Here is a 19,341-nt window from a genome sequence, read left to right as displayed (position 1 = left end):
TCCAATGAGTTTCCATCGAACCTCAGGCCCCAGGACGCACCACCGTGGCGCGGGGCAATTGAACAGAGAACCAAGCTGTCGACAGCATCATCCTGACTTCGACAAACTGCAATTGCGGGGTTGGAAGGCTGCTGAAAAGGAAGGTGCCCTGCCCTCAGCTGCCTGGGAAAAGGAAAAAGCCTGGGCCCTGCGGATGGGATTGACTGGATCGGATAGTCTCACCGACAAATCGATCCCGACCTTTGCCCGTGGCGAACTGCCCCATTATGCGGGGATCAACACCTTCCTGAAGGCGCCCTACATCGAGGACGTGACCAAGGTCGGCGCCTATGATGCGGCTGTCATCGGCATTCCTTTTGACGGTGGCACCACTTACAGGCCTGGTACACGCTTCGGGCCGCAGGGTGTTCGCAAGATTTCTGCCCTCTACACGCCCTACAATTACGAGATGGGGGTGGATCTTCGGGAGCAGATGACGCTTTGCGACGTCGGCGACATCTTCACCATTCCGGCGAATATCGAGAAGACCTTTGACCAGATCACGCGGGCGGTTTCCCACGTCGCATCCTCCGGCGCCTTGCCGATCATGATCGGCGGCGATCACTCAATCGGTTTTCCTTGCGTGCGCGGGATTGCCCAGTGCACCTCAAAACGTATCGGCATCGTGCATTTCGACCGGCATATCGACATTCAGGAAAAGGACCTGGATGAGCGGATGCACACGACGCCGTGGTTCCATGCAACCGATCTCGTCAATGTCCCGGCCGTCAATCTGGTCCAGATCGGCATCGGTGGCTGGCAGGTCCCGCGCGAAGGGGTGGAAGTTGCCCGGGAGCGCAACACCAACATCTTCACCATGCGCGATGTTGAGGAACTGGGTCTGGCGGAAACGGCCGCGCGCGCGCTGGAACTCGCCTGGAAGGATGCTGACGCGGTCTATATCTCGTTTGACATCGACAGCGTCGACTGCGGGTTCGTGCCTGGCACTGGCTGGCCGGAACCGGGCGGCTTCCTGCCGAGAGAAGCACTGGAGCTTGTGTCGCTTGTCGCCAAGGAAGGCATCTGCGGTCTTGAGGTTGTCGAAGTCTCGCCGCCTTACGATTGCTCCGACATCACCGCCCTTTTAGCAACTCGTGTGATTGTGGATGTGCTCGGCACCCTGGTTTCCCACGGCAAGATGGGCTCCCACAAATCCATCGTCGACAAGCCGGTGTCCATTCCGGCCGGTCCGGACGTGGAGTAAGGCGATGGCGCGGCACCAGCACAGGCACGACCACGACCACCAGTTTCATCATGGTCATCACGACCACCACCACCACGATCATCATTCCCATGCGCACGGACACGACCACAGCCACGACCACACAGACCTCGCGGGGCATAATCACGACGGTCCGGACCATCTGCATTCCCATGTGCATGGCGCGTCCCACACTGACCGGGCGGAGGAACTGCAGGCTCTGGCAGTGAGCTTCATCGACGGCTTTCGGGCGGCGGAAGACAAGACCAGTTACCTGCGTCTTGCGGGCGTTCCGTTTCACCGTCCCGGTACCGATGGTCTCGTGCAGCACCTTGTCGACGCGAAGATCGTCAGCAATTGGCAGGTGGGCACAGCCTCGCCCGCCTTTGCCTCCCGTGAGCTCGTCTACATGAGTTTTCCCGGTTCGATGGTCAAAGCCCGGGAAACCATGACCTTCACCTTCGTATCCCTGTCGCAACGGTCAGACATCGATCTGATCGACATCCTCACCACCCGCCTGTCCCATGGAGATATCGCAGAATGAAACAGCTTGTGATGACGTCACTTCTTGCCGTGGCATCCACTCCGGCACTTGCCCACCCCGGAGAGCATGATCATCTGACCGGTTTGGAAAGCGCAGGTGATCACCTGCTGGGATCGCCATTCCATCAGCTTATGTTCGTTGCCGCCATCGGAGGTCTCGTTCTGATCTTTTCTCTGGTCAGGCAAGCGAGAAAAGCAAAGAAACAGCAAGCCGCCGATCGCGCGTCTTGAGAACCGAATAGCTTCAGGCGGGACTTCGCCTTGGAGGCATCATAGTCCCGCCAGAGTGCTTCTGGAGTGATCGGAGAAGAACAGCGTCGTGATGTCGTCAATCGCCATCGGGCCACCGAAGAGATAGCCCTGGCCAATGGTGCAGCCGATGTCGACCAGGACATCCCGCTGCTCGACGGTCTCGATGCCTTCGATCAGGACCTGCGAGCCCATGGTTTCGGCAATGCCGAGAACCATCTTGAGGATATCACGCAGTTTCTTGTCCTTGACCGCCTTGGTGGCAAACGAACGGTCGATCTTGATTTCGTCCCAGTCGAAGTCCGTCAGATAAGACAGGGCCGAGTAGCCAACGCCAAAGTCGTCCAGCGATATGCCGATGCCAAGGGACCGCAACTCGGACAGTGTCGTCTGAATGCGGCGCAGATCGCTCATCAGGGTTGTTTCGGTGACTTCAAGCTTCAGTCTGGAAGCCGGAAGACCGGTGCGCCCCAGACACTCGTCCAGCATCGCGACGACATCGTCACTCAGGATTTGAGCGACGGACAGGTTGACCGACAGGCTGAGATCTGATGGCAGCAACTGAACTTCCGAGCAGGACGTCTCCAGGATCTTCCAGCCAAGCGAAACGATATCGCCATTACGTTCGGCAATCGGGATGAATTCCGATGGTGAGATCCAGCCCAGTTCGGAATGATACCAGCGGGCCAGGGCCTCCACGCCGAAGATACGCCCGGTCATGAGGTTGAACTGAGGCTGGAAGTGAGGCAGGCACTCGTTGGCCTCAATGGCGCGGGCAAGCGCGTTTTCGACAATTGTCCGCCGTTCCATTTCTGCACGCATGGCCGGTTCGTATGTCACGACGCGGCGGCGGCTGTAGTTGACCGCATTGCTGACTGCCAGATCCGCATTGCGGATAATGTCCGCCGCATCTCGCTCGACGGTAGTCGAATCCGCGTAGCCGATGGCCGGCGAAATCAAAAATGAGCCAACCGCCGTCGGTATTGGACGCAGGAAAATATCGTGGATGCGGTTCGCAATCACAGACGCGGTCAGGCCAAGGTCCTCGTCGCTGATGGTCATCAGCAAAAATCCCTTGCCGGCTGATCGGGCCAGACAGTTTTCACCCTCCATCCGGTCGACGGCATGGCGCAGCAGGTCCGCTGTCGAGGTCAGGATGGCTTCTTCGGTCGCCAGGCTGAATTTGTTGATCGCCGGAAGACGGGATTCCAGATCGATATTGAGAATGGCCAAGGTCTGGCCCGCAGCCAGCGTTTCATGGGTAGCGCGTACGGTTTCAGCGAAAACGCGATAGTTTATCAGGCCGGTGACACTGTCATGGTTGAGCCGGTGCTCCAGAAGTTCCATCTGTTCGCGGCTGGTATCTGCTTGCCGCTGCAGCATCTGGCTGCGCTTGTTGGTGAACCATATCCACCCGAGGCTCGCCAAAAGAAACGCAACAATGAGAAGGTCCTGCAAGATCTGCTGAAAATGAAAGCTGTCTCTGGCCGCCGCCATTTGCGTGCCGGCTTCCTCTGTCGCCATCCGATTGATCTGCTCAAGAGAACTTTCTATTCCCTGCAGGATGATGAGAGCATTGTTGAGGGATGTCTGGTCATCAAGTGTGTCCAGGAACGGCTTAACCCGGTTGCTCGCGCGAATGATGTTGAGCAACTTTTGCTGGATATAGTCCGAGGGACCGACAATCTCGCTGTAGGCATCGCTGGGCCATGTTTCGAAGGCGTTTACAAGAATTTCGTAGGTCTTTCTGGCCTCAGTCGCGTCTTCCGGGCTCTTGAATGCGCCGTACCGCGCAATCAGCTTTTCAAGAGCCGTGGTATTGAAGCGCAGTGCATCATTGAGGACAGAGCGTTCCAACTCAACCTTGTGCAGATAGTCGGATTGCGCACTGTAAAGAGAATAGGCGTTTGCACCAAGAAACAGCGTAAGAGTTGCGCAGAGCGCCGGAAACCCTATTCGCAATAGTTTATCAAAATTCATTGGCTTAACCGCCCTGATGACAGAGTCCTTAGCTCCCGAATGGAGCATGTTAATAGTCCTGGCCGGCCCAATGTCTCTGCCACAGACGAACCGGTGCCCCCCGGCTTGCCATGTCCGGTTATCAGCGAGAGGTCTTCAACCTGCTATGCTGAACCGGCATTGGATCACATTCGATTGTTAGCGCTGCAATCTTTCACGGAACTTGCGAACGAAAACCGGTGCGATCCATTTACGTGGATAGATCTTTCTGCCCATCGATCCACGATTGCGAAAATTAGACCTGACAACGGTTAAGACCGTCTAAACTCTAAAAGACGCAGCGTAATTTTGATCGGTTCGATGGTGGATAACGGGGATGGGCAAAAGATTGCTGCAAAGTTGCCATTGTTTACCCAAGGTTGTCTTGACGTCTCGTCCCGGTCACGAAATTCTGCAGCATGACAACGTAAACGCATCAGGGAGCGCGCGCGAATGCCGGTCTTGAAGACAATCCGAGATGGGATTTCGCCGGCTGGTCTGATTGTCGCCGCCAGCTTTTTCGGTGCCGCACTGACGCCGTCGATGATGCCGAGGGAACCAATTGTCCAGGCGATGTTGGCGGCGGTTGCGGCCGCAGTGGGCTATGAAGCAACCCTTTTTACTCGGAGTATCTGGCGTTACCTGGAATTGCCGGAACCGAAGGGGCGGATCTGGAAGCTCTGGCTGCTCGCTGCTGTCGGAAATTCTCTCGCGATCATGATCTACAGCCTTGCGAAGGCGGCCAGTTGGCAAAACGCCACCCGGGAAGCCGTCGGGCTGCCCCCTCTGGAAACCGCAGCGCCACTGTTCATTGTCTGCGTTGGCGTAGTCATCGCGCTTGTGTTCTGGCTGGTATTCCGGTTGGCCGGAGCTGCCCGTCGGGCCGTCGCCGCCATTTTGGAGAGAGTTCTGCCCAAACGTGTGGGCGTTGTCCTGTCCGTTGTTCTGGTCGGCTGGCTGCTTTGGGCCCTTGTTGATGGCGCGTTGGTGCGCAATGCATTTCGTGCGGCCGACGCATCCTTCCTGGCAGCAGACATGATGCTTGAACCGGATGTCGCGAGACCCGAGGACCCTGGAAAGACCGGCAGCAGCCAGTCGCTGGTCAGATGGGAGGAAATGGGACGTTGGGGCCGGCACTATGTTGCGTCCGCTCCTACAGCCGAAGAGATAGCCGAATTCTCGCCGGGCAATGCCGTTGATCCGGTGCGGGTCTATGTTGGGCGCAGATCGGGCGACACCGCTGAAGAGCGTGCGCAACTTGCCTTACAGGAACTCATCCGCGCGGGCGGTTTCGAAAGATCCGTTCTTGTTGTGGTGGTGCCTCCCGGCACAGGCTGGATGGACCCAGGAGCCCACGATACGATCGATTTCATGCTTGGCGGCGATGTGGCAACGGTGGCTGTTCAGTATTCCTATCTCACCAGTTTTCTGGCGCTGGCTGCCCATCCGGACTACGGCGTCGATCAGGCGCGAGCCCTGTTCAACACAGTCTATGCTCACTGGACGAAACTGCCGAAAGATAGCCGGCCGGATCTTTACGTGCACGGGTTAAGCCAGGGCGCGTTCAACTCGCAGGCAACCCTGCCGTTGTTCGATATGTTGGGAGATCCGATTCAGGGAGCCTTCTGGGCAGGCTCTCCCTTTTTCTCGCGTTATTGGTCGGAAGTGCGTGACCGACGAAATGCGGGTAGTCCCGCCTGGCGCCCAGACTTTGGAAACGGCTCGCTTGTCCGGGTGATGGATCAATATGGCGGACTGGAGGGCAATTTTGCCCCGTGGGGTCCAATCCGCACAGTGTTTCTCAACTACGGCAGCGATCCGATTGTCAATTTCACGTTTGACACGGCGTTCAGACCGCCGGCCTGGCTCGCTGCACCGCGCGCACCAGACGTGTCCGAAAAGCTGTCGTGGTTTCCTGTGGTGACAATGCTTCAGATTGCGCTGGATTCGTTGTTTGCGCTGGATGTGCCCCGGCACGGTCATTACTACGTCGCCCCGGATTACATCGACGGTTGGGCAGCCGTCGTTGATCCGGAAGGATGGTCACCTGAAAAAGCAGCGGCGCTGAAGGCGATCTTCGCGCGCCGTGACCCGGCCATCTAGGACACCTGAACAACCAGACGAACTACCGGTTTTCCAGAAGGTTGGCCAAGCCGCGTTTGAAGGTTTCTCCAGCCGGTTCTGCCGCCTTCACGATGTCCGCAATCTTGAAGAATTCCATGGTCTTGAAGCGGCCTATCGGTGGTTCGATCAACACATCTGGTCGCGTACAGGCCAGTTTGGCGGCGACAAGCGAGTGCAGGGTAATCGAGAACGACCCGATCCAGGTTTCCAGCCCACTCGGTAGACCGCTTTTTCGTTCCGCGAAATCACTTCCCGTCACATCGACCGCAACTGTCGCGACACCGTCATCCGGGAAGACATCAAAGGGCGTCGGGTTGACGAAGCCGCCATCGATCAACACTTGCCCGTCGATCCTGACCGGTGTCAGCAGCATTGGAAGAGCGGAAGAGGCAGCGATCGCCGGCAGCAAAGGCCCCTCCTCCAGAATGACCTGTGACTGGGTGTAAAAATCCGTAGCGATGATTTTCATCGGCAATTTCAAATCCGAGAACCGTTCTGCAAGGGACGGCGGGAAGAGCGTTTCAAACAGAACCAGCGGATCGATGATCGCGGGGCGGACAACATTGAACAATGATGACCACGTGCGGCCATCCGTCAGAAACAGTTTTTGAATCAACTGCGTCTTTTGCGTGAACAGATCGACGGCAAACTGTCTGATTTCGCGTCCGCTCATGCCGCTTGCATAAAACGCGCCCAGGATGGAGCCCATTGACGTACCGGCTATTTCAACGGGTTTGACACCCAGATCGTCCATCGCTTCGAGAATGGGGATATGGGCAAACGCCTTTGCGGCGCCGCCTCCAAGGGCCAGTCTGAACCCATCCTCCTTGCTGATTTGCTTTGGAGCTTCCTCAGACTGCGCGGACAGACTTTCTGACGTCAGGCCGGCGATACTGCCGGACCCGGCCGCGGCTGCGGCCAGCATGAGTTCGCGGCGGTGGATCATACTTCACGGGTCCTGTTCTGTTTCATGTCATCAGTCCACCTGGATGAGCAACGAGATCTCTGTTCTGTTTTGTAGAGGTGCCGGAAATCCGGTTCAATCAATTGAAGCATACTCTTACAGCGGCAACCAGTGCGATTGTCGCAGGTCCTGACCACAGGTCCTGGCTATAAAAACGGCCCGGAACCGTAAGGTCCGGGCCGCTTTTGTGCCGTGATTATTGCCTTTATTGCGGCAGCTTGTCGTCGATGCCCTTGACGTACCAGTTCATGCCAAGGATAGCGCCATCGTCGAGGGTGACACCTTCTTCAGCCGCGACGGTTCCGTCCTGCTTGGTGATCGGACCGGTAAACGGTTCCCAGCCGCCGGCGATCTTGGCCTCAGTTTCCTTGGCCATGGCAACAACGTCATCCGGCAGGTTGGTATAGGGAGCCATTACGACGTGACCTTCAGAAAGGCCTGCCCAGGTGCTTTTGGATTCCCAGGTGCCGTCCATGACTTCCTGGATGCGCTCAATGTAGTACGGACCCCAATCGTCGACGATTGCCGTGTACTGGGCTTCCGGTGCGAACTGGATCATGTCTGACGCCTGTCCGAAACCGTGCGCGCCGCGTTCCTGTGCCACCTGAAGGGGAGCGGTGGAATCAGTGTGCTGCGAGATTACGTCTGCACCCTGGTCGATCAGAGCCTTGGCAGCGTCAGCTTCCTTGCCCGGATCGAACCAGGAGTTGACCCACACGACTTTCAGATTGAAATCGGGATTGACGGATTGAGCACCGAGCAAGAACGCATTGATTCCGGAAACAACTTCCGGGATCGGGAAAGAGGCGATGTAGCCGGCGACACCAGTCTTGGACTGTTTAGCCGCGATCTGGCCGATAATGTAACGGCCTTCGTGGAATTTTGAGTTGTAAGTCGCGACGTTGTCGGCGGTCTTGTAACCGGTGGCGTGTTCGAACTTCACGTCCGGAAACTTCTTGGCGACCTTGATGGTCGGGTTCATGTAGCCGAAGGACGTGGTGAAGATGATGTTGCAGCCTTCACGGGCGAAACGCTCAATTGCACGTTCTGCGTCCGGACCTTCCGGAACGCTCTCAAGATAGGCGGTCTCCAGCTTGTCACCAAAATGCTTTTCTGCTTCAAGGCGGCCCTGGTCATGCTGATAGGACCAGCCGAAGTCGCCTACCGGTCCGACATAGATGTAGCAGGCCTTGACGTCCGCAGCGTTTGCGGCAGAGCCGGCCGCGGCAAAGGCAACGGCGGCAACGGTTGCTTTCAAAAGAGATTTCATCTGGTTCTTTCCCCTCTGTTCGATCTCTTGGTTGCGATCTTGTTTCTGGCCAGGCCCCCGATCGCACCGGGGCCGGGCCGACCGGTGGCTGGGAGGCTTACCGGTCTGGAACGAATGGCTTGCCGAGACAGGCTGGCGTATTGACGAGCGTCAGTCTGCGGTTTGCGGAGATGAGCACAAGCACCAAAATAGTCGCAAGATACGGCAAGCTGGACAGAAGCTGGGACGGAATGTCCAGTTCAACGGCCTGTGCGTGCAGATTCAGAACGCTGACTGCGCCAAACAGATAAGCGCCGATCACGACGCGCAGCGGCAGCCAGGACGAAAACACGACAAGAGCAAGCGCGATCCAGCCTCTGCCTGCCGTCATGTTCTCAACCCATTGAGGCGTATAGGCAAGCGACATGTAAGCGCCCGCAAGGCCCGCACAGGCACCGCCGAACAGAACGGCCGCATATCGGATCCGGATTACCGAATAGCCGAGAGCGTGGGCTGAGCCATGGTTGTCGCCAACAGAACGAAGCACGAGGCCGAGGCGCGTCCGGAACAGGAAGTAGGCGACCGCGATGACCAGTGCGAAACTGATGTAAACCAGTGCATCCTGCTGGAAGAAGACCGGCCCGAAGAAGGGAATCTCCGACAGCACCGGAATGTAGAGGTCCGGCAGCCTCAAACCCGGAATGCCGATGAAGGCTTCACCGATCAGGCCGGAAAAGCCGACCCCGAGGATGGTCAGGGCGAGGCCGGTTGCAACCTGGTTGGTGACAAGAACGAGGACGAGGAAGCCGAACAGGGCTGACATGGCCATGCCGGCGGCAATTGCGGCAATGACACCGAGCGTGCCGGACCCTGTCTGATTGGCAACCGCAAAGCCGACGACGGCCCCCATGATCATCATGCCTTCGACACCGAGGTTCAGCACCCCGGAGCGTTCGACGACAAGTTCGCCGATTGCGGCAATCAACAGCGGCGTTGCCGCGGTGATGACGGTCAGAAGAACGGCTTCAAACATGGGAGGCCTCCCCAGCCGAGCCGCGCCGGCCGACAAATCGGATGCGATAGAGGATGAGCGTGTCACAGGCGAGCACGAAGAACAGAAGCAGCCCCTGAATGACGCTGGCTATCTTGTTGGAGACCCCCATTGCCGACTGCACGGCCTCCCCGCCGATATAGGACAAGGCCAGCACGAAGCCCGCGACGATGATCCCGAACGGGTTCAGCCGGCCGAGAAAGGCAACGATGATGGCCGTGAAGCCATAGCCCGGCGAGATTGTCGGCAGGAGCTGATTGAGCGCACCGGACACTTCCATCGTTCCGGCGAGGCCCGCAAGGCCCCCGGCGGTCGCGAAGGAAAACAGGGTCAGCTTTTTGGCTGAAAATCCGGCAAAGCTGCCTGCGCGCGGGCTTTCCCCCATTACCCTTATCTCGAAGCCCTTGAGGGTCTTGCCGAGAATGACAGCAAGCACGATTGCGACAGTCACGGTGATCGGCGCCGCAAAGCTGAGCGAGGTTCCGGGGATGGTGGACAAGGTGGCGGCGTCCGAGAACATTGCCGATTCCGGGAAATTATACCCCCCCGGATCTCGCCATGGGCCGCGCACCAGATAGTCCAGAAGCAGGCTTGCGACATAAACCAGCATCAGGCTGGTCAGGATCTCATTGGTGTTGAACCTGGTTTTCAACACTGCTGGGATCAGAGCCCAGAGGGCGCCCCCGATCACGCCGAAGACCATCATCAACGGCAGTGTTGCCGCATTTTCGAAATCCGGCATCAGGATGGGCAAGGCAGACCCGAACAACGCCCCAACGATGAACTGGCCTTCCGCGCCGATGTTCCAGTTGTTTGACAGATAGCAGACAGACAAGCCACAGGCGATCAGTATGAGCGGTGTCGCCTTGGCGATCGTCGCGTTGAACGACCATTCCTGAGTTAAAGGTTCAATGAAGAACTTGTACAGTCCGGACAATGGGTTATGGCCGGATATTGAGAAAATGATTCCGGCTGCGATTGCGGTCAGCCCGACGGCGATCAACGGCGACAGCAACGCCATCTTGCGGCTGTGTTCTTTGCGTTTGACGAGTTCGACGCGCATCAGGCAACCTCCCCTTGCGCTTCCGCGCCGCCTGCCATGAGCAGTCCGACCCGCTCGCGGTTCATGTCATCCGTTGGTTCTGCAGCAGACAGATAGCCCCTTGATATCACCGCAATGCGGTCAGCGATTTCAAAGATCTCGTCGAGATCCTGACTGATCACCAGAACCGCCGATCCCGAACGGGCAAGGTCGATCAGGGCCTGCCGGATAAGGGCAGCGGCACCTGCGTCAACACCCCAGGTCGGCTGATTGACGATCAGTACACCAGGCTTGCGGTCGAGCTCCCGGCCAACGACGAATTTCTGCAGATTGCCCCCTGACAGGGACCGTGCCTCCGGATCGTCATGGGACATGCGCACGTCGTAGATCTTCTTGATGCGCTGTTCCATCTTGCCGGCGTTAGCGGTTGAAACGAATGCAGCGCTCACCAGCTTGTCGCCAGTGCTGTGGCGTGTCAGCACGATATTCTGCGACAGTTTCATGCCCGGCACGGCACCGTGACCGAGCCGTTCCTCAGGAACGAAGGCCGCGTTCTGCCGACGGCGCCAAGTTATGTTCCGGTTGCCGCAAGGCTTGCCGTCCAGGACAACCATATCGGCTGCCACCGGCATCTCGCCGGAAATGGCGTCGAACAATTCGCCCTGACCGTTGCCGGCCACACCTGCGATGGCGACAACCTCGCCTGCCCGCAGATCCAGCGAGACATTGTTGAGGGCCGTCGCAAAGGGCGTTGCGGCTTTTGCGGAGAGGTTCTTCAAGGCAAGGCGTGGTTCACCGATCACAGGTTTCTGAGCGCTTGCACTGACGGAAGCCACATCCGCCCCCACCATCATGCTTGCCAGAGACGCCGGGGTTTCCTTTGTCGGGTCGCATTCGCGCACCACCTGGCCATGCCGAAGGATTGTCGCGTGGTGACAGATGCGTTTCACCTCTTCCAGCCTGTGGCTGATGTATAGGACGGCGCAACCTTCCTTCGCCAGGCGTTCCAAGGTCAGGAACAGGAGGTCCGCTTCCTGAGGTGTCAGCACCGAGGTCGGCTCGTCCATGATGATGAGCTGCGGCTCTTGAAGCAGACACCGCACGATCTCGATGCGCTGGCGGATGCCAACCGGCAAATCGGCGACGATGTCCTCCGGGTTGAGCGGCAAGCCATAGTCGCGCGACACGGTCTGGATGCGGTTGGAAAGTTCGGACATCCGTCCCGGATTGGGCAAAGCCAGAGCAATGTTCTCAACGACACTCAAGGCTTCGAACAGCGAAAAGTGCTGGAAAACCATGCCGATGCCGAGATCGCGGGCGGCTGCTGGATTGCCGATGTCCACCCGGTTTCCCTGCCAGAGGATTTCGCCGCCATCCGGCTCCAGCGAGCCGTAGAACATCTTGACCAGGGTTGATTTGCCCGCGCCGTTTTCGCCCAGAAGCGCGTGTATCTCGCCCCTGTTGATGACGAGATCGACCCTGTCGTTCGCCAATATGTCGCCGAAGCGTTTGGTCAGCCCCCGGGCGTCAAGCAATGTATCCTTGCCGGACCTGCCTTGCCGCCCTGCACCGGCGTCCCCTGTCGTTGTTACCGTTTCTGCCACGCCGTCCCCCAAGCGAATGCCGCCTTATTGACCAAGTGTTAGTTTTTGTGCAAGCCCCCCGCCTGCAGCAGCCTGTTGATGATTTCGAGCTTCATCCCGAACCAGCAAGTCGACTGCTATTCCCGCGGCGATCGAAGCCGGTTCTTTTGATCTGACAGTCGTCACGCCCACGGGACAGACCATGTTTGCCGTCAAAGTGTCGGTGAGCCCCCGGGCCTTAAGGCGTTTCAGAAAGCGGGCGCGTTTGGTTTTGGAGCCGATGACACCGCAATAGTCAAAGCGTTGATGAAGCAAGGCACGTGCCATGATGTCTTCATCCAGTGCGTGTGAATGGGTCATCGCCAAAACGAACGCCCCATCGGGAGCCTGATCGAGGATAGCTGCCGGATCCGAATTGGCGACTTTCCAAACATTTCCGGGAACCGCGACTGGAAACTGGCCCGCTCTGCTATCAATCCACGTCACATTGAAAGGCAAGGGTGCAAGCGCCAGGACAACCGCCTTGCCGACGTGACCTGCCCCAAACAGATAAAGCTCGCGCCGCCGGCTCCCGAATTGCTCGATCAGCAACTGATTGCCTGTTCCTTGATCATGCTGAAGAGATATTCTGCTCGTTGGAGAAGCTGAAAGCAGACGCCGCGGCTGGACGACGCCGTTCACAACGTGGGCCTCGGTTGAAAACGGATGCCGTTCGGCTTCCTTTCGCGAGAGCGCCTCAGCCATTTCAAGCGATGACGCTGTCAGGATCTCGATGGCTATCTGCGTGCGGCCACCGCAGCACTGGCCGAGATCCGGACCGAGAGACACATTTTGCAGCATGAAGGACGCTGCGCCTTCGCGGATCGCAGTCACAGCCCGGCGGATTGTTTCGAACTCAAGTGTGCCGCCACCTATCGTGCCATAAAAACCACCGTCAGGCGTTACCACCATTCGTGCCCCGTCATCGCGAGGTGTCGAGCCATCGGCACGGGCAACGGTTACGAGAGCACAAGCGCCGCTACGCTTCAAACAGTCCGCAATGTGCCCCCAGACCTTCATCAGACGATCTTCCTCCGTCGCATATCCTGCACAGCCTTCATGATCGCCTCAGGCGTTGCTGGGGCATTCAGGTTAGGCACCAGGCCGGGACTAAGGCTCGCGACGGCATCATTGATGGCACAAAACACCGCATTGGCCAGCATGACGGGCGGTTCGCCGACAGCCTTGGACCGGTAAACGGTTGCCTGCGGATTTCCGCTGCCTTGATAAAGGCGGACATTGAATTCCTCGGGAATATCGGACGCGGTCGGGATTTTGTAGGTGGACGGCGCATGGGTGCGCAGGCGGCCCGTTTCGTCCCAGACCAGTTCTTCGGTGGTGAGCCACCCCATGCCCTGCACAAACCCACCCTCGATCTGGCCAAGGTCGATGGCCGGGTTCAGCGAATGGCCGACGTCGTGCAGAATATCCACGCGGTCGACGGTCATTTCGCCGGTCATGGTGTCGATTGTCACCTCGGCGCAAGCACCGCCAAAGGCAAAATAGTAGAACGGACGGCCGGTGGCGCTTTCCCTGTCCCAGGTGATGCCGGGCGTCGCGTAATACCCTGCATGAGACAACTGGATGCGCGCCATATGTGCTTGTTTGGCGATATCCGCCAGAGCAAAGCTCTGGTCTCCGACGACAACCTTGTTGTCCCCGAAGAAGATGGCCTCCGGTCCGCACTGGTGCTGCTCGCACAGGAAGGTAATCAGGCGGTTCTTGATTTCCTTGGCCGCAAGTTTTGCTGCCATGGCGTTGAGGTCTGTGCCGGAGGAAGCCGCTGTCGGGCCGGTATTGGGAACCTTGGAGGTGTTGGTGGCGGTGATGCGCACCTTGTTCAGACTGACGCCGAACTCCTCCGCAACAACCTGGGCCACCTTCTGGTAGAGCCCCTGCCCCATCTCGGTGCCACCATGGTTCAGATGAACGGAGCCGTCTGTGTAAAGGTGGACAAGCGCACCGGCCTGGTTCAGATGTTTCAGCGTGAAGGAAATGCCGAATTTGACCGGCGTCAGGGCAAGACCCTTCTTCAGAACGGCGTTGTTTTCGTTAAAGAAGCGAACATCGTCCCGGCGGGCCCAATAGTCTGAGCTTTCCTCCAACTGGTCTATCAGGTCATGCATAACCTGAAACTCTTCCACCGGCATGCCGAAGGGGGTCAGGTTGCGTTCCCCGTCGTAGAAATTCAGTTTGCGAATTTCCAGCGGGTCCTTGTCGAGCGTGATCGCGATCGCATCGATCATGCGTTCGGCAGCAAGCATGCCCTGCGGTCCACCGAACCCGCGGAACGCGGTGTTGGAGCAGGTGTCTGTTCGCAGCCGGCGCGAGCGGATGAGCGCGTCCGGGTAGAAATAGCTGGAATCGGCATGAAACAGCGTTCGGTCGTTCACACCGAGTGAAAGATCGACCGAATAACCGCAACGGGCCAGAAACTCCATGTCGACGGCGCGGATGCGGCCTTCGCTGTCATGTCCAACCTGCCAGTTGACCTTAAAATCGTGCCGCTTTCCGGTCATGATCATGTCGTCGTCGCGGTCCAGGCGGATCTTGCAGGCCCGTCCCGTGTGGGCGGCTGCTATGGACGCCAGCGCGGCCCATTGGTTTGCCTGCGATTCCTTGCCCCCGAAGCCGCCGCCCATGCGCCGCACCTCAGCTGTGACCGCTGCATCGGGCACGCCGAGCACCTTGGCAACGGTGTGCTGGATTTCGGTCGGGTGCTGGGTCGAGGAATAGACCAGCATGCCGCCGTCTTCCTGCGGCAGGGCCATGGCAACCTGGCCTTCCAGATAGAAATGCTCCTGTCCGCCGATCTTCATGCTGCCGGACAGGATTTCCTCTGCCGCATTCATTCCTGTTTCAGGGGACCCGCGCCGGAACTGATAATCGGGCAGAACCGTCGTGTCGGCATCGACCGCGTCTTCAGCCGTCAGAATGGGCGTGATCGGGGCAACGTCTATCTTTGCCTTCAGCGCTGCTTTTCGCGCCTGGTCTCTCGTTTCGGCAACGACGGCAAAAACGACCTGACCGTAAAACAGGATTTCGTCTTCGGCGAGCACCGGGTCGTCGCCAAAGGCGGACGAGCAGTCGTTCCGACCGGGGATATCGTCTGCGGTCAGGACAGCAACCACACCTGGGGCCGACCTGACTTCTTCGAGGTCCAGCGCCAGGATCCGGCCCCTGACAGCCTGCCGAGACCAGCCGGGTGCCAGATGAAGCGTGCCGACGGGTTCAACCATGTCATCGATATAGGTCGCCGTTCCGGAAACATGCTTTGCCGCGCTGTCATGCGGCAATGCTTTTCGGACATGCTTGAGAGGCGTCGCCAGATCGTTCGGGTCAAGCTGCGCGGTCATGGTCTGCCTCCCGCTTTGCAAGCACACGAACTTCTTCCGGCGCGGTGCCGCTGACCTCCATCAGGGCCTTGGCGAGCAAGGCCCTAGCGGTTTCCATGCGGTACTCTGCGCTTGCGCGCATATCCGTCAGCGGCGTGAAGTCAGACAGGAGCGCCTGCATGGCAGCCCCCCAGGTGGACGGGTCGTCCAGTGAGGCCCCTTTCAAGGCTGCCTCCGCTCCGCTTGCCCGTTTCGGCGTTCCGGCCATGCCGCCAAAGGCAATCCGGGCATCCGTTATCAGTCCCTCCCCGTCCAGCGTCAGGCGGAAAGCGCCCATGACGGACGAAATATCCTGATCGAAGCGTTTCGTGATCTTGTAGCAGCGGAAAGCCTGATTGGCGGAAAGACGGGGTACAAAGAGACCGGTGACGAATTCACCCTGCCGGCGGTCCTGTTTGCCGTAGTCGATGAAATAGTCTTCAAGCGGCAGGGCTCTGGAGCCTTCCGCCGAATGCAGTTCCAGCGTCGTTCCAAGCGCGATCAAGGCGGGCGGTGTGTCGCCGATCGGTGAGCCGTTGGCAATGTTTCCGCCGACTGTTCCTGAGGCGCGAACCTGTTTCGAGCCGATCCGGCGCCAGAGTTCACCCAGGTTCGAGGACAAGCTTGTCATCGCTTCTTCTGTGGCGGCATAGGTTGCTGTCGCGCCGATGAGAACGCCCGACGGGCTGTCTTCCACACGGTCGAGACCTTCTATCCGGCCAAGCCAGATCATCTTGGGAAGTTCGCGCAGATGCTTGGTGATCCACAGACCGACGTCGGTTGCTCCGGCGACCAGGGTTGCGTTCGGATGCTGACCATAAAGCGCTGCAAGGCCGTCCAGCGTTGCCGGGGACGAAAAGAAGCAGTCGCTGTCGCCAATGAAGACGTCGCTGCTGTCGGACAACTGCCGCAGCTGCTCCCGTGTTTCGTGGGCGCGCCACGAAAACGCGTCGTCAGCGGCGTCAAAACACGACTCGAGCGCTGCATCGATGATCGGCCGGTAGCCCGTGCAACGGCACAGATTTCCCGCAAGCCACTCGGTCACGGTCTTTCGAGATTTTTCCGCTCCCGCATCGTGATACAGCGTGAACAGCGTCATGATGAAACCCGGCGTGCAGAAGCCGCATTGGGATCCGTGCATTTCGACCATTGCAGCCTGGACCGGGTGCAGCCTTGTGTCCTGGGTAAGATCTTCCACGGTCACGAGTTCCGCGCCGTCGATCATCCCAAGCAACTGGATGCAACTGTTGACGGGCTGATAGACCAGCTTGCCGTCAATCAGGCGGCCGAGCGCCACGGTGCAGGCCCCACAATCGCCCTCGCCGCAGCCTTCCTTCGTACCCGTTTCGCGTCGGCGCAGGCGCAGATAATCGAGAAGGGTTTCAGTCGGGCCGACATTCGCCAGCTCGACAACTTCGCCACCTTTCAGAAAACGGATCGTGTCACGCATGGTGGAACTCTCCTTTTTCCTCAGAAGGCCTAAGGGCAAGCAAAGTGGCGGCAAGGATCGATTGGAAAGTGCATTTGCATTTCTTCAGTGCAGCGATGGCAGTGCCGCTTTCCTGGTGTGTCTGGTGCGGGGAGATTGGGCCGAGGGCCTCGCCCCAATGCCACTGATTGAACACCAGGCCTCCGGCCGGTCTTTCCATGGCTGGGTTCTGAACCTGCGTTGACAAACGCCCCATCAGTTTTCTCCCTCGCGCGGCGCGTTGCCGCAAAACTGTCACAAAAAATGTGCCTTAAAAAAACACGGAACCAAAGCGCTCATTTGAGACCGCAATGATGCCTATTTGGCATCAAGAGATGGAAGTTGGTCCCGCAAAGCGAGCACCGCGTGATCGAAAAACATGCCAGGCGCAAGCGCAAGAGCACGCAGAGAAGACGTTACCACACAGAGCCTGTCTGCCTGAAGCGGCGCATCTGACAAAGGTTTGAAGATCAGGACACCGTTGGCAAGATCGTCCTCACAGCCAATCAACGTCTGAAAGCCGATCACCTGTTCCTCCCGGGCAAGGGCCCGCATCAGTCTGAGAGAATTGGCTTCCACATAGGTGCGGGACGCTCCGGGTATCCGGCTGCGGACGATGTCGAGGCGTGTGCGGAGCGACAGACCCTCGGCCGGAAGCGCCACCGGGTATTTCAGGCAGTCCTGCAGACCAAGTGACTTCGCGCCCGCCAACGGATGGTCAGGACGCATCAGCGCCCCAATGACGAGATCATGGTGAAAGGCAATGGTCAGGGCGGAAGTTTCCGGAGGATCAAAGGTGAAGCCAACATCTGCTTCCGCCGCTTCCACCTTGCGTGCAGCTTCCTTCGAAGACGAAATGGAGACATTCACATGAATGCCGGGATAGCTCTTGCGGAATGTGCTGATGACCGCCGGGAGGAGTTTTTCGGCAACGCTTTCGACGCTTGCGATCGACACGGTGCCCCGGCGCAGCCCCTTCAGAGCGTCGAGTTCGGCAACCGTACCCTCAAAATCGGAATAGGTGCGCCGGATGTGGGCCAGCAGCAGTTCCCCGGCTTGAGACAGACGCAGACGTCGGCCGACACGGTCGAACAGTTGCAGGCCGAGGGCTTGTTCCAGCCAGAGAACCTGCCGGTTGACGGCAGAGGACGCCACATTGAGGTCCCGGGACGCTGCACGGATCGAGCCAGCCTCGGCGACGGCCAGAAAATAGCGCATCGCCGGGCTGTAGAGGTTTCGAGACAGATCCAGTGCTCGTGCGGACCGCATGAGGTTCCCGGCCTTACGGGATCAGAACTGTCGTGCCGGTGGTCTTTCGGCCTTCGAGATCCTGATGGGCCTGAACGGCATCCGCGAGCCTGTATTCCTGGTTGACGCCGATCTTGACGATACCTTTCTGGACGACATCGAACAGTTCGCCTGCTGTTGCCTCCAACGCTTCGCGGCTGGCTATGTAGCTGAATAGCGTCGGCCGCGTTGCGAACAGGGAGCCTTTCTGGGCGAGAAGCGCCAGGTTGAAATCAGTGATGGGGCCGGAGGATTGACCGAAGGTGACCCACAGGCCCCTGGGTTTGAGGCAATCGAGCGATCCTGGATAGGTGTCCTTGCCGACGCTGTCATAAACGACGTCACAGCCTTTGCCGCCGGTGATGTCCTTCACCCTGTCGACGAAGTTTTCTGTCCGGTAGTTGATCACATGATCGTAGCCGTGGGCCTTGGCCAGTTCGACCTTGGCTTCTGATCCGGCTGTGCCGATGACGGTAGCGCCGAGATGCGAAGCCCATTGACCGGCAATCAGACCGACCCCTCCGGCTGCCGCATGAAACAGCAGCGTTGTGTCGGGGCCGACGGAAAAGGTCTGGCGCAGAAGGTACTGGGCGGTCATGCCCTTCAGCATCATGCCTGCAGCGGTCTTGTCATCGATCTCGTTCGGCAGAACGACGAGCCGATCAGCGGGAACGAGTCTTTCCTGAGCATAGGCGCCGAGAGGACCTACATAAGCGACCCGGTCCCCCGGATTGAGGTGCGTCACGCCCTCGCCAACCGTCAGGACGACCCCTGCCCCCTCATTCCCTGGGGAGAAAGGGACGCCGTTGGGGGCCGGATAGAGACCGGAGCGGAAATAGGTGTCGATGAAATTGAGGCCGACCGCAGTGTGCCGGATACGTGCTTCGCCCGGGCCGGGTTCACCGACTTCGATCTGTTCCCAGCGCATGACATCCGGTCCACCGGTTTCGTGTACACAGATTGCTTGAACCATGACTTAAATCCCCGAAGTGGCGGGCCGAGACCGCTTTTGGTCTTGCGGCAATTGATGTTGGCAAGACCATAAATGATTTCAACGCCATCGGGAAAGGTCATTCAGGAGCGGAATCGGCTGTTGGTACTCCAGACGCTACACGTTGACCGGGCCCAAG

At 58.7% G+C, this 19,341-nt stretch carries 15 protein-coding genes; 4 read left to right on the top strand and 11 right to left on the bottom strand.

Features of this window, described 5'->3' with window-relative positions; translation table 11 throughout:
- The first annotated feature begins 4 nt into the window (after positions 1 to 4).
- Genes SIAM614_RS10805 through SIAM614_RS10795 form a run of 3 tightly spaced genes read left to right on the top strand, consistent with a single transcriptional unit; the run spans position 5 to position 2,014 of the window.
- On the top strand, positions 5 to 1,243 hold the full coding sequence (locus SIAM614_RS10805; RefSeq protein ID WP_040439894.1) for an agmatinase family protein: 1,239 nt from the start codon (positions 5 to 7) through the stop codon (positions 1,241 to 1,243).
- Between the two features lie 4 nt (positions 1,244 to 1,247).
- Positions 1,248 to 1,784 (top strand): hypothetical protein, encoded by a 537-nt coding sequence (locus tag SIAM614_RS30530; RefSeq protein ID WP_081455225.1) that lies wholly within the window; start codon positions 1,248 to 1,250, stop codon positions 1,782 to 1,784.
- On the top strand, positions 1,781 to 2,014 hold the full coding sequence (locus SIAM614_RS10795; protein ID WP_006934429.1) for a hypothetical protein: 234 nt from the start codon (positions 1,781 to 1,783) through the stop codon (positions 2,012 to 2,014). Before SIAM614_RS30530 ends, SIAM614_RS10795 begins: the two co-directional genes overlap by 4 nt.
- A 39-nt stretch (positions 2,015 to 2,053) precedes the next feature.
- Here the strand turns inward: SIAM614_RS10795 and SIAM614_RS10790 are convergent, their stop codons facing one another.
- Complete coding sequence (locus SIAM614_RS10790) at positions 2,054 to 4,012, bottom strand: putative bifunctional diguanylate cyclase/phosphodiesterase (RefSeq protein WP_198137303.1); 1,959 nt, start codon at positions 4,010 to 4,012, stop codon at positions 2,054 to 2,056.
- Between the two features lie 471 nt (positions 4,013 to 4,483).
- On the opposite strand from SIAM614_RS10790, the gene SIAM614_RS10785 reads away from it, so the two are divergent.
- A complete protein-coding gene (locus SIAM614_RS10785; RefSeq protein WP_006934427.1) occupies positions 4,484 to 6,133 on the top strand; it encodes an alpha/beta hydrolase in 1,650 nt (549 codons plus the stop codon).
- Between the two features lie 22 nt (positions 6,134 to 6,155).
- Here the strand turns inward: SIAM614_RS10785 and SIAM614_RS10780 are convergent, their stop codons facing one another.
- The 10 genes from SIAM614_RS10780 to SIAM614_RS10730 all read right to left on the bottom strand — a co-directional run bounded on the left by SIAM614_RS10780 (position 6,156) and on the right by SIAM614_RS10730 (position 19,184).
- Entirely contained in the window at positions 6,156 to 7,100 is a 945-nt protein-coding gene (locus SIAM614_RS10780) for a patatin-like phospholipase family protein (protein ID WP_006934426.1), read from the bottom strand.
- A gap of 223 nt (positions 7,101 to 7,323) precedes the next feature.
- Positions 7,324 to 8,388: a BMP family ABC transporter substrate-binding protein gene (locus SIAM614_RS10775; protein WP_006934424.1), complete on the bottom strand. Its 1,065-nt coding sequence runs from the start codon at positions 8,386 to 8,388 to the stop codon at positions 7,324 to 7,326.
- Between the two features lie 97 nt (positions 8,389 to 8,485).
- Entirely contained in the window at positions 8,486 to 9,400 is a 915-nt protein-coding gene (locus SIAM614_RS10770; protein WP_006934423.1) for an ABC transporter permease, read from the bottom strand.
- Positions 9,393 to 10,481, bottom strand: a complete 1,089-nt coding sequence (locus SIAM614_RS10765; RefSeq protein WP_006934421.1) for an ABC transporter permease — start codon at positions 10,479 to 10,481, stop codon at positions 9,393 to 9,395. Before SIAM614_RS10765 ends, SIAM614_RS10770 begins: the two co-directional genes overlap by 8 nt.
- Complete coding sequence (locus SIAM614_RS10760; RefSeq protein WP_040439943.1) at positions 10,481 to 11,995, bottom strand: ABC transporter ATP-binding protein; 1,515 nt, start codon at positions 11,993 to 11,995, stop codon at positions 10,481 to 10,483. The genes SIAM614_RS10765 and SIAM614_RS10760 overlap by 1 nt, the downstream gene beginning before the upstream one ends.
- A gap of 93 nt (positions 11,996 to 12,088) precedes the next feature.
- Entirely contained in the window at positions 12,089 to 13,102 is a 1,014-nt protein-coding gene (gene xdhC / locus SIAM614_RS10755) for a xanthine dehydrogenase accessory protein XdhC (protein WP_040439893.1), read from the bottom strand.
- Positions 13,102 to 15,438, bottom strand: a complete 2,337-nt coding sequence (xdhB, locus tag SIAM614_RS10750; protein WP_006934407.1) for a xanthine dehydrogenase molybdopterin binding subunit — start codon at positions 15,436 to 15,438, stop codon at positions 13,102 to 13,104. Before xdhB ends, xdhC begins: the two co-directional genes overlap by 1 nt.
- Entirely contained in the window at positions 15,422 to 16,906 is a 1,485-nt protein-coding gene (gene xdhA, locus SIAM614_RS10745) for a xanthine dehydrogenase small subunit (RefSeq protein WP_006934405.1), read from the bottom strand. Before xdhA ends, xdhB begins: the two co-directional genes overlap by 17 nt.
- A 336-nt stretch (positions 16,907 to 17,242) precedes the next feature.
- On the bottom strand, positions 17,243 to 18,193 hold the full coding sequence (locus SIAM614_RS10735; RefSeq protein ID WP_006934401.1) for a LysR family transcriptional regulator: 951 nt from the start codon (positions 18,191 to 18,193) through the stop codon (positions 17,243 to 17,245).
- A 13-nt stretch (positions 18,194 to 18,206) separates the two neighbouring features.
- Positions 18,207 to 19,184 carry a quinone oxidoreductase family protein gene (locus SIAM614_RS10730; protein WP_006934399.1) on the bottom strand — a complete coding sequence of 326 codons (978 nt, stop codon included), beginning with the start codon at positions 19,182 to 19,184 and terminating at the stop codon, positions 18,207 to 18,209.
- Positions 19,185 to 19,341: the final 157 nt, after the last annotated feature.

Origin of the sequence: Roseibium aggregatum IAM 12614, from assembly GCF_000168975.1 — a bacterium.
Classification (GTDB): Bacteria; Pseudomonadota; Alphaproteobacteria; order Rhizobiales; family Stappiaceae; genus Roseibium; species Roseibium aggregatum.
The sequence above is the reverse complement of the archived record's forward strand: the minus strand, read 5'-3'. Positions and strand labels throughout refer to the sequence as shown.

Excerpts from the sequence above, each read along its gene's own strand:
- SIAM614_RS30530 (WP_081455225.1), top strand. The coding sequence starts at position 1,248 with ATGGCGCGGCACCAGCACAGGCACGACCACGACCACCAGTTTCATCAT.
- SIAM614_RS10765 (WP_006934421.1), bottom strand. The coding sequence starts at position 10,481 with ATGCGCGTCGAACTCGTCAAACGCAAAGAACACAGCCGCAAGATGGCG.
- SIAM614_RS10795 (WP_006934429.1), top strand. The coding sequence starts at position 1,781 with ATGAAACAGCTTGTGATGACGTCACTTCTTGCCGTGGCATCCACTCCG.
- SIAM614_RS10775 (WP_006934424.1), bottom strand. The coding sequence starts at position 8,388 with ATGAAATCTCTTTTGAAAGCAACCGTTGCCGCCGTTGCCTTTGCCGCG.
- xdhB (WP_006934407.1), bottom strand. The coding sequence starts at position 15,438 with ATGACCGCGCAGCTTGACCCGAACGATCTGGCGACGCCTCTCAAGCAT.
- SIAM614_RS10790 (WP_198137303.1), bottom strand. The coding sequence starts at position 4,012 with ATGAATTTTGATAAACTATTGCGAATAGGGTTTCCGGCGCTCTGCGCA.
- xdhA (WP_006934405.1), bottom strand. The coding sequence starts at position 16,906 with ATGCGTGACACGATCCGTTTTCTGAAAGGTGGCGAAGTTGTCGAGCTG.
- SIAM614_RS10805 (WP_040439894.1), top strand. The coding sequence starts at position 5 with ATGAGTTTCCATCGAACCTCAGGCCCCAGGACGCACCACCGTGGCGCG.
- SIAM614_RS10735 (WP_006934401.1), bottom strand. The coding sequence starts at position 18,193 with ATGCGGTCCGCACGAGCACTGGATCTGTCTCGAAACCTCTACAGCCCG.
- SIAM614_RS10785 (WP_006934427.1), top strand. The coding sequence starts at position 4,484 with ATGCCGGTCTTGAAGACAATCCGAGATGGGATTTCGCCGGCTGGTCTG.
- SIAM614_RS10780 (WP_006934426.1), bottom strand. The coding sequence starts at position 7,100 with ATGATCCACCGCCGCGAACTCATGCTGGCCGCAGCCGCGGCCGGGTCC.
- SIAM614_RS10770 (WP_006934423.1), bottom strand. The coding sequence starts at position 9,400 with ATGTTTGAAGCCGTTCTTCTGACCGTCATCACCGCGGCAACGCCGCTG.
- xdhC (WP_040439893.1), bottom strand. The coding sequence starts at position 13,102 with ATGAAGGTCTGGGGGCACATTGCGGACTGTTTGAAGCGTAGCGGCGCT.
- SIAM614_RS10730 (WP_006934399.1), bottom strand. The coding sequence starts at position 19,184 with ATGGTTCAAGCAATCTGTGTACACGAAACCGGTGGACCGGATGTCATG.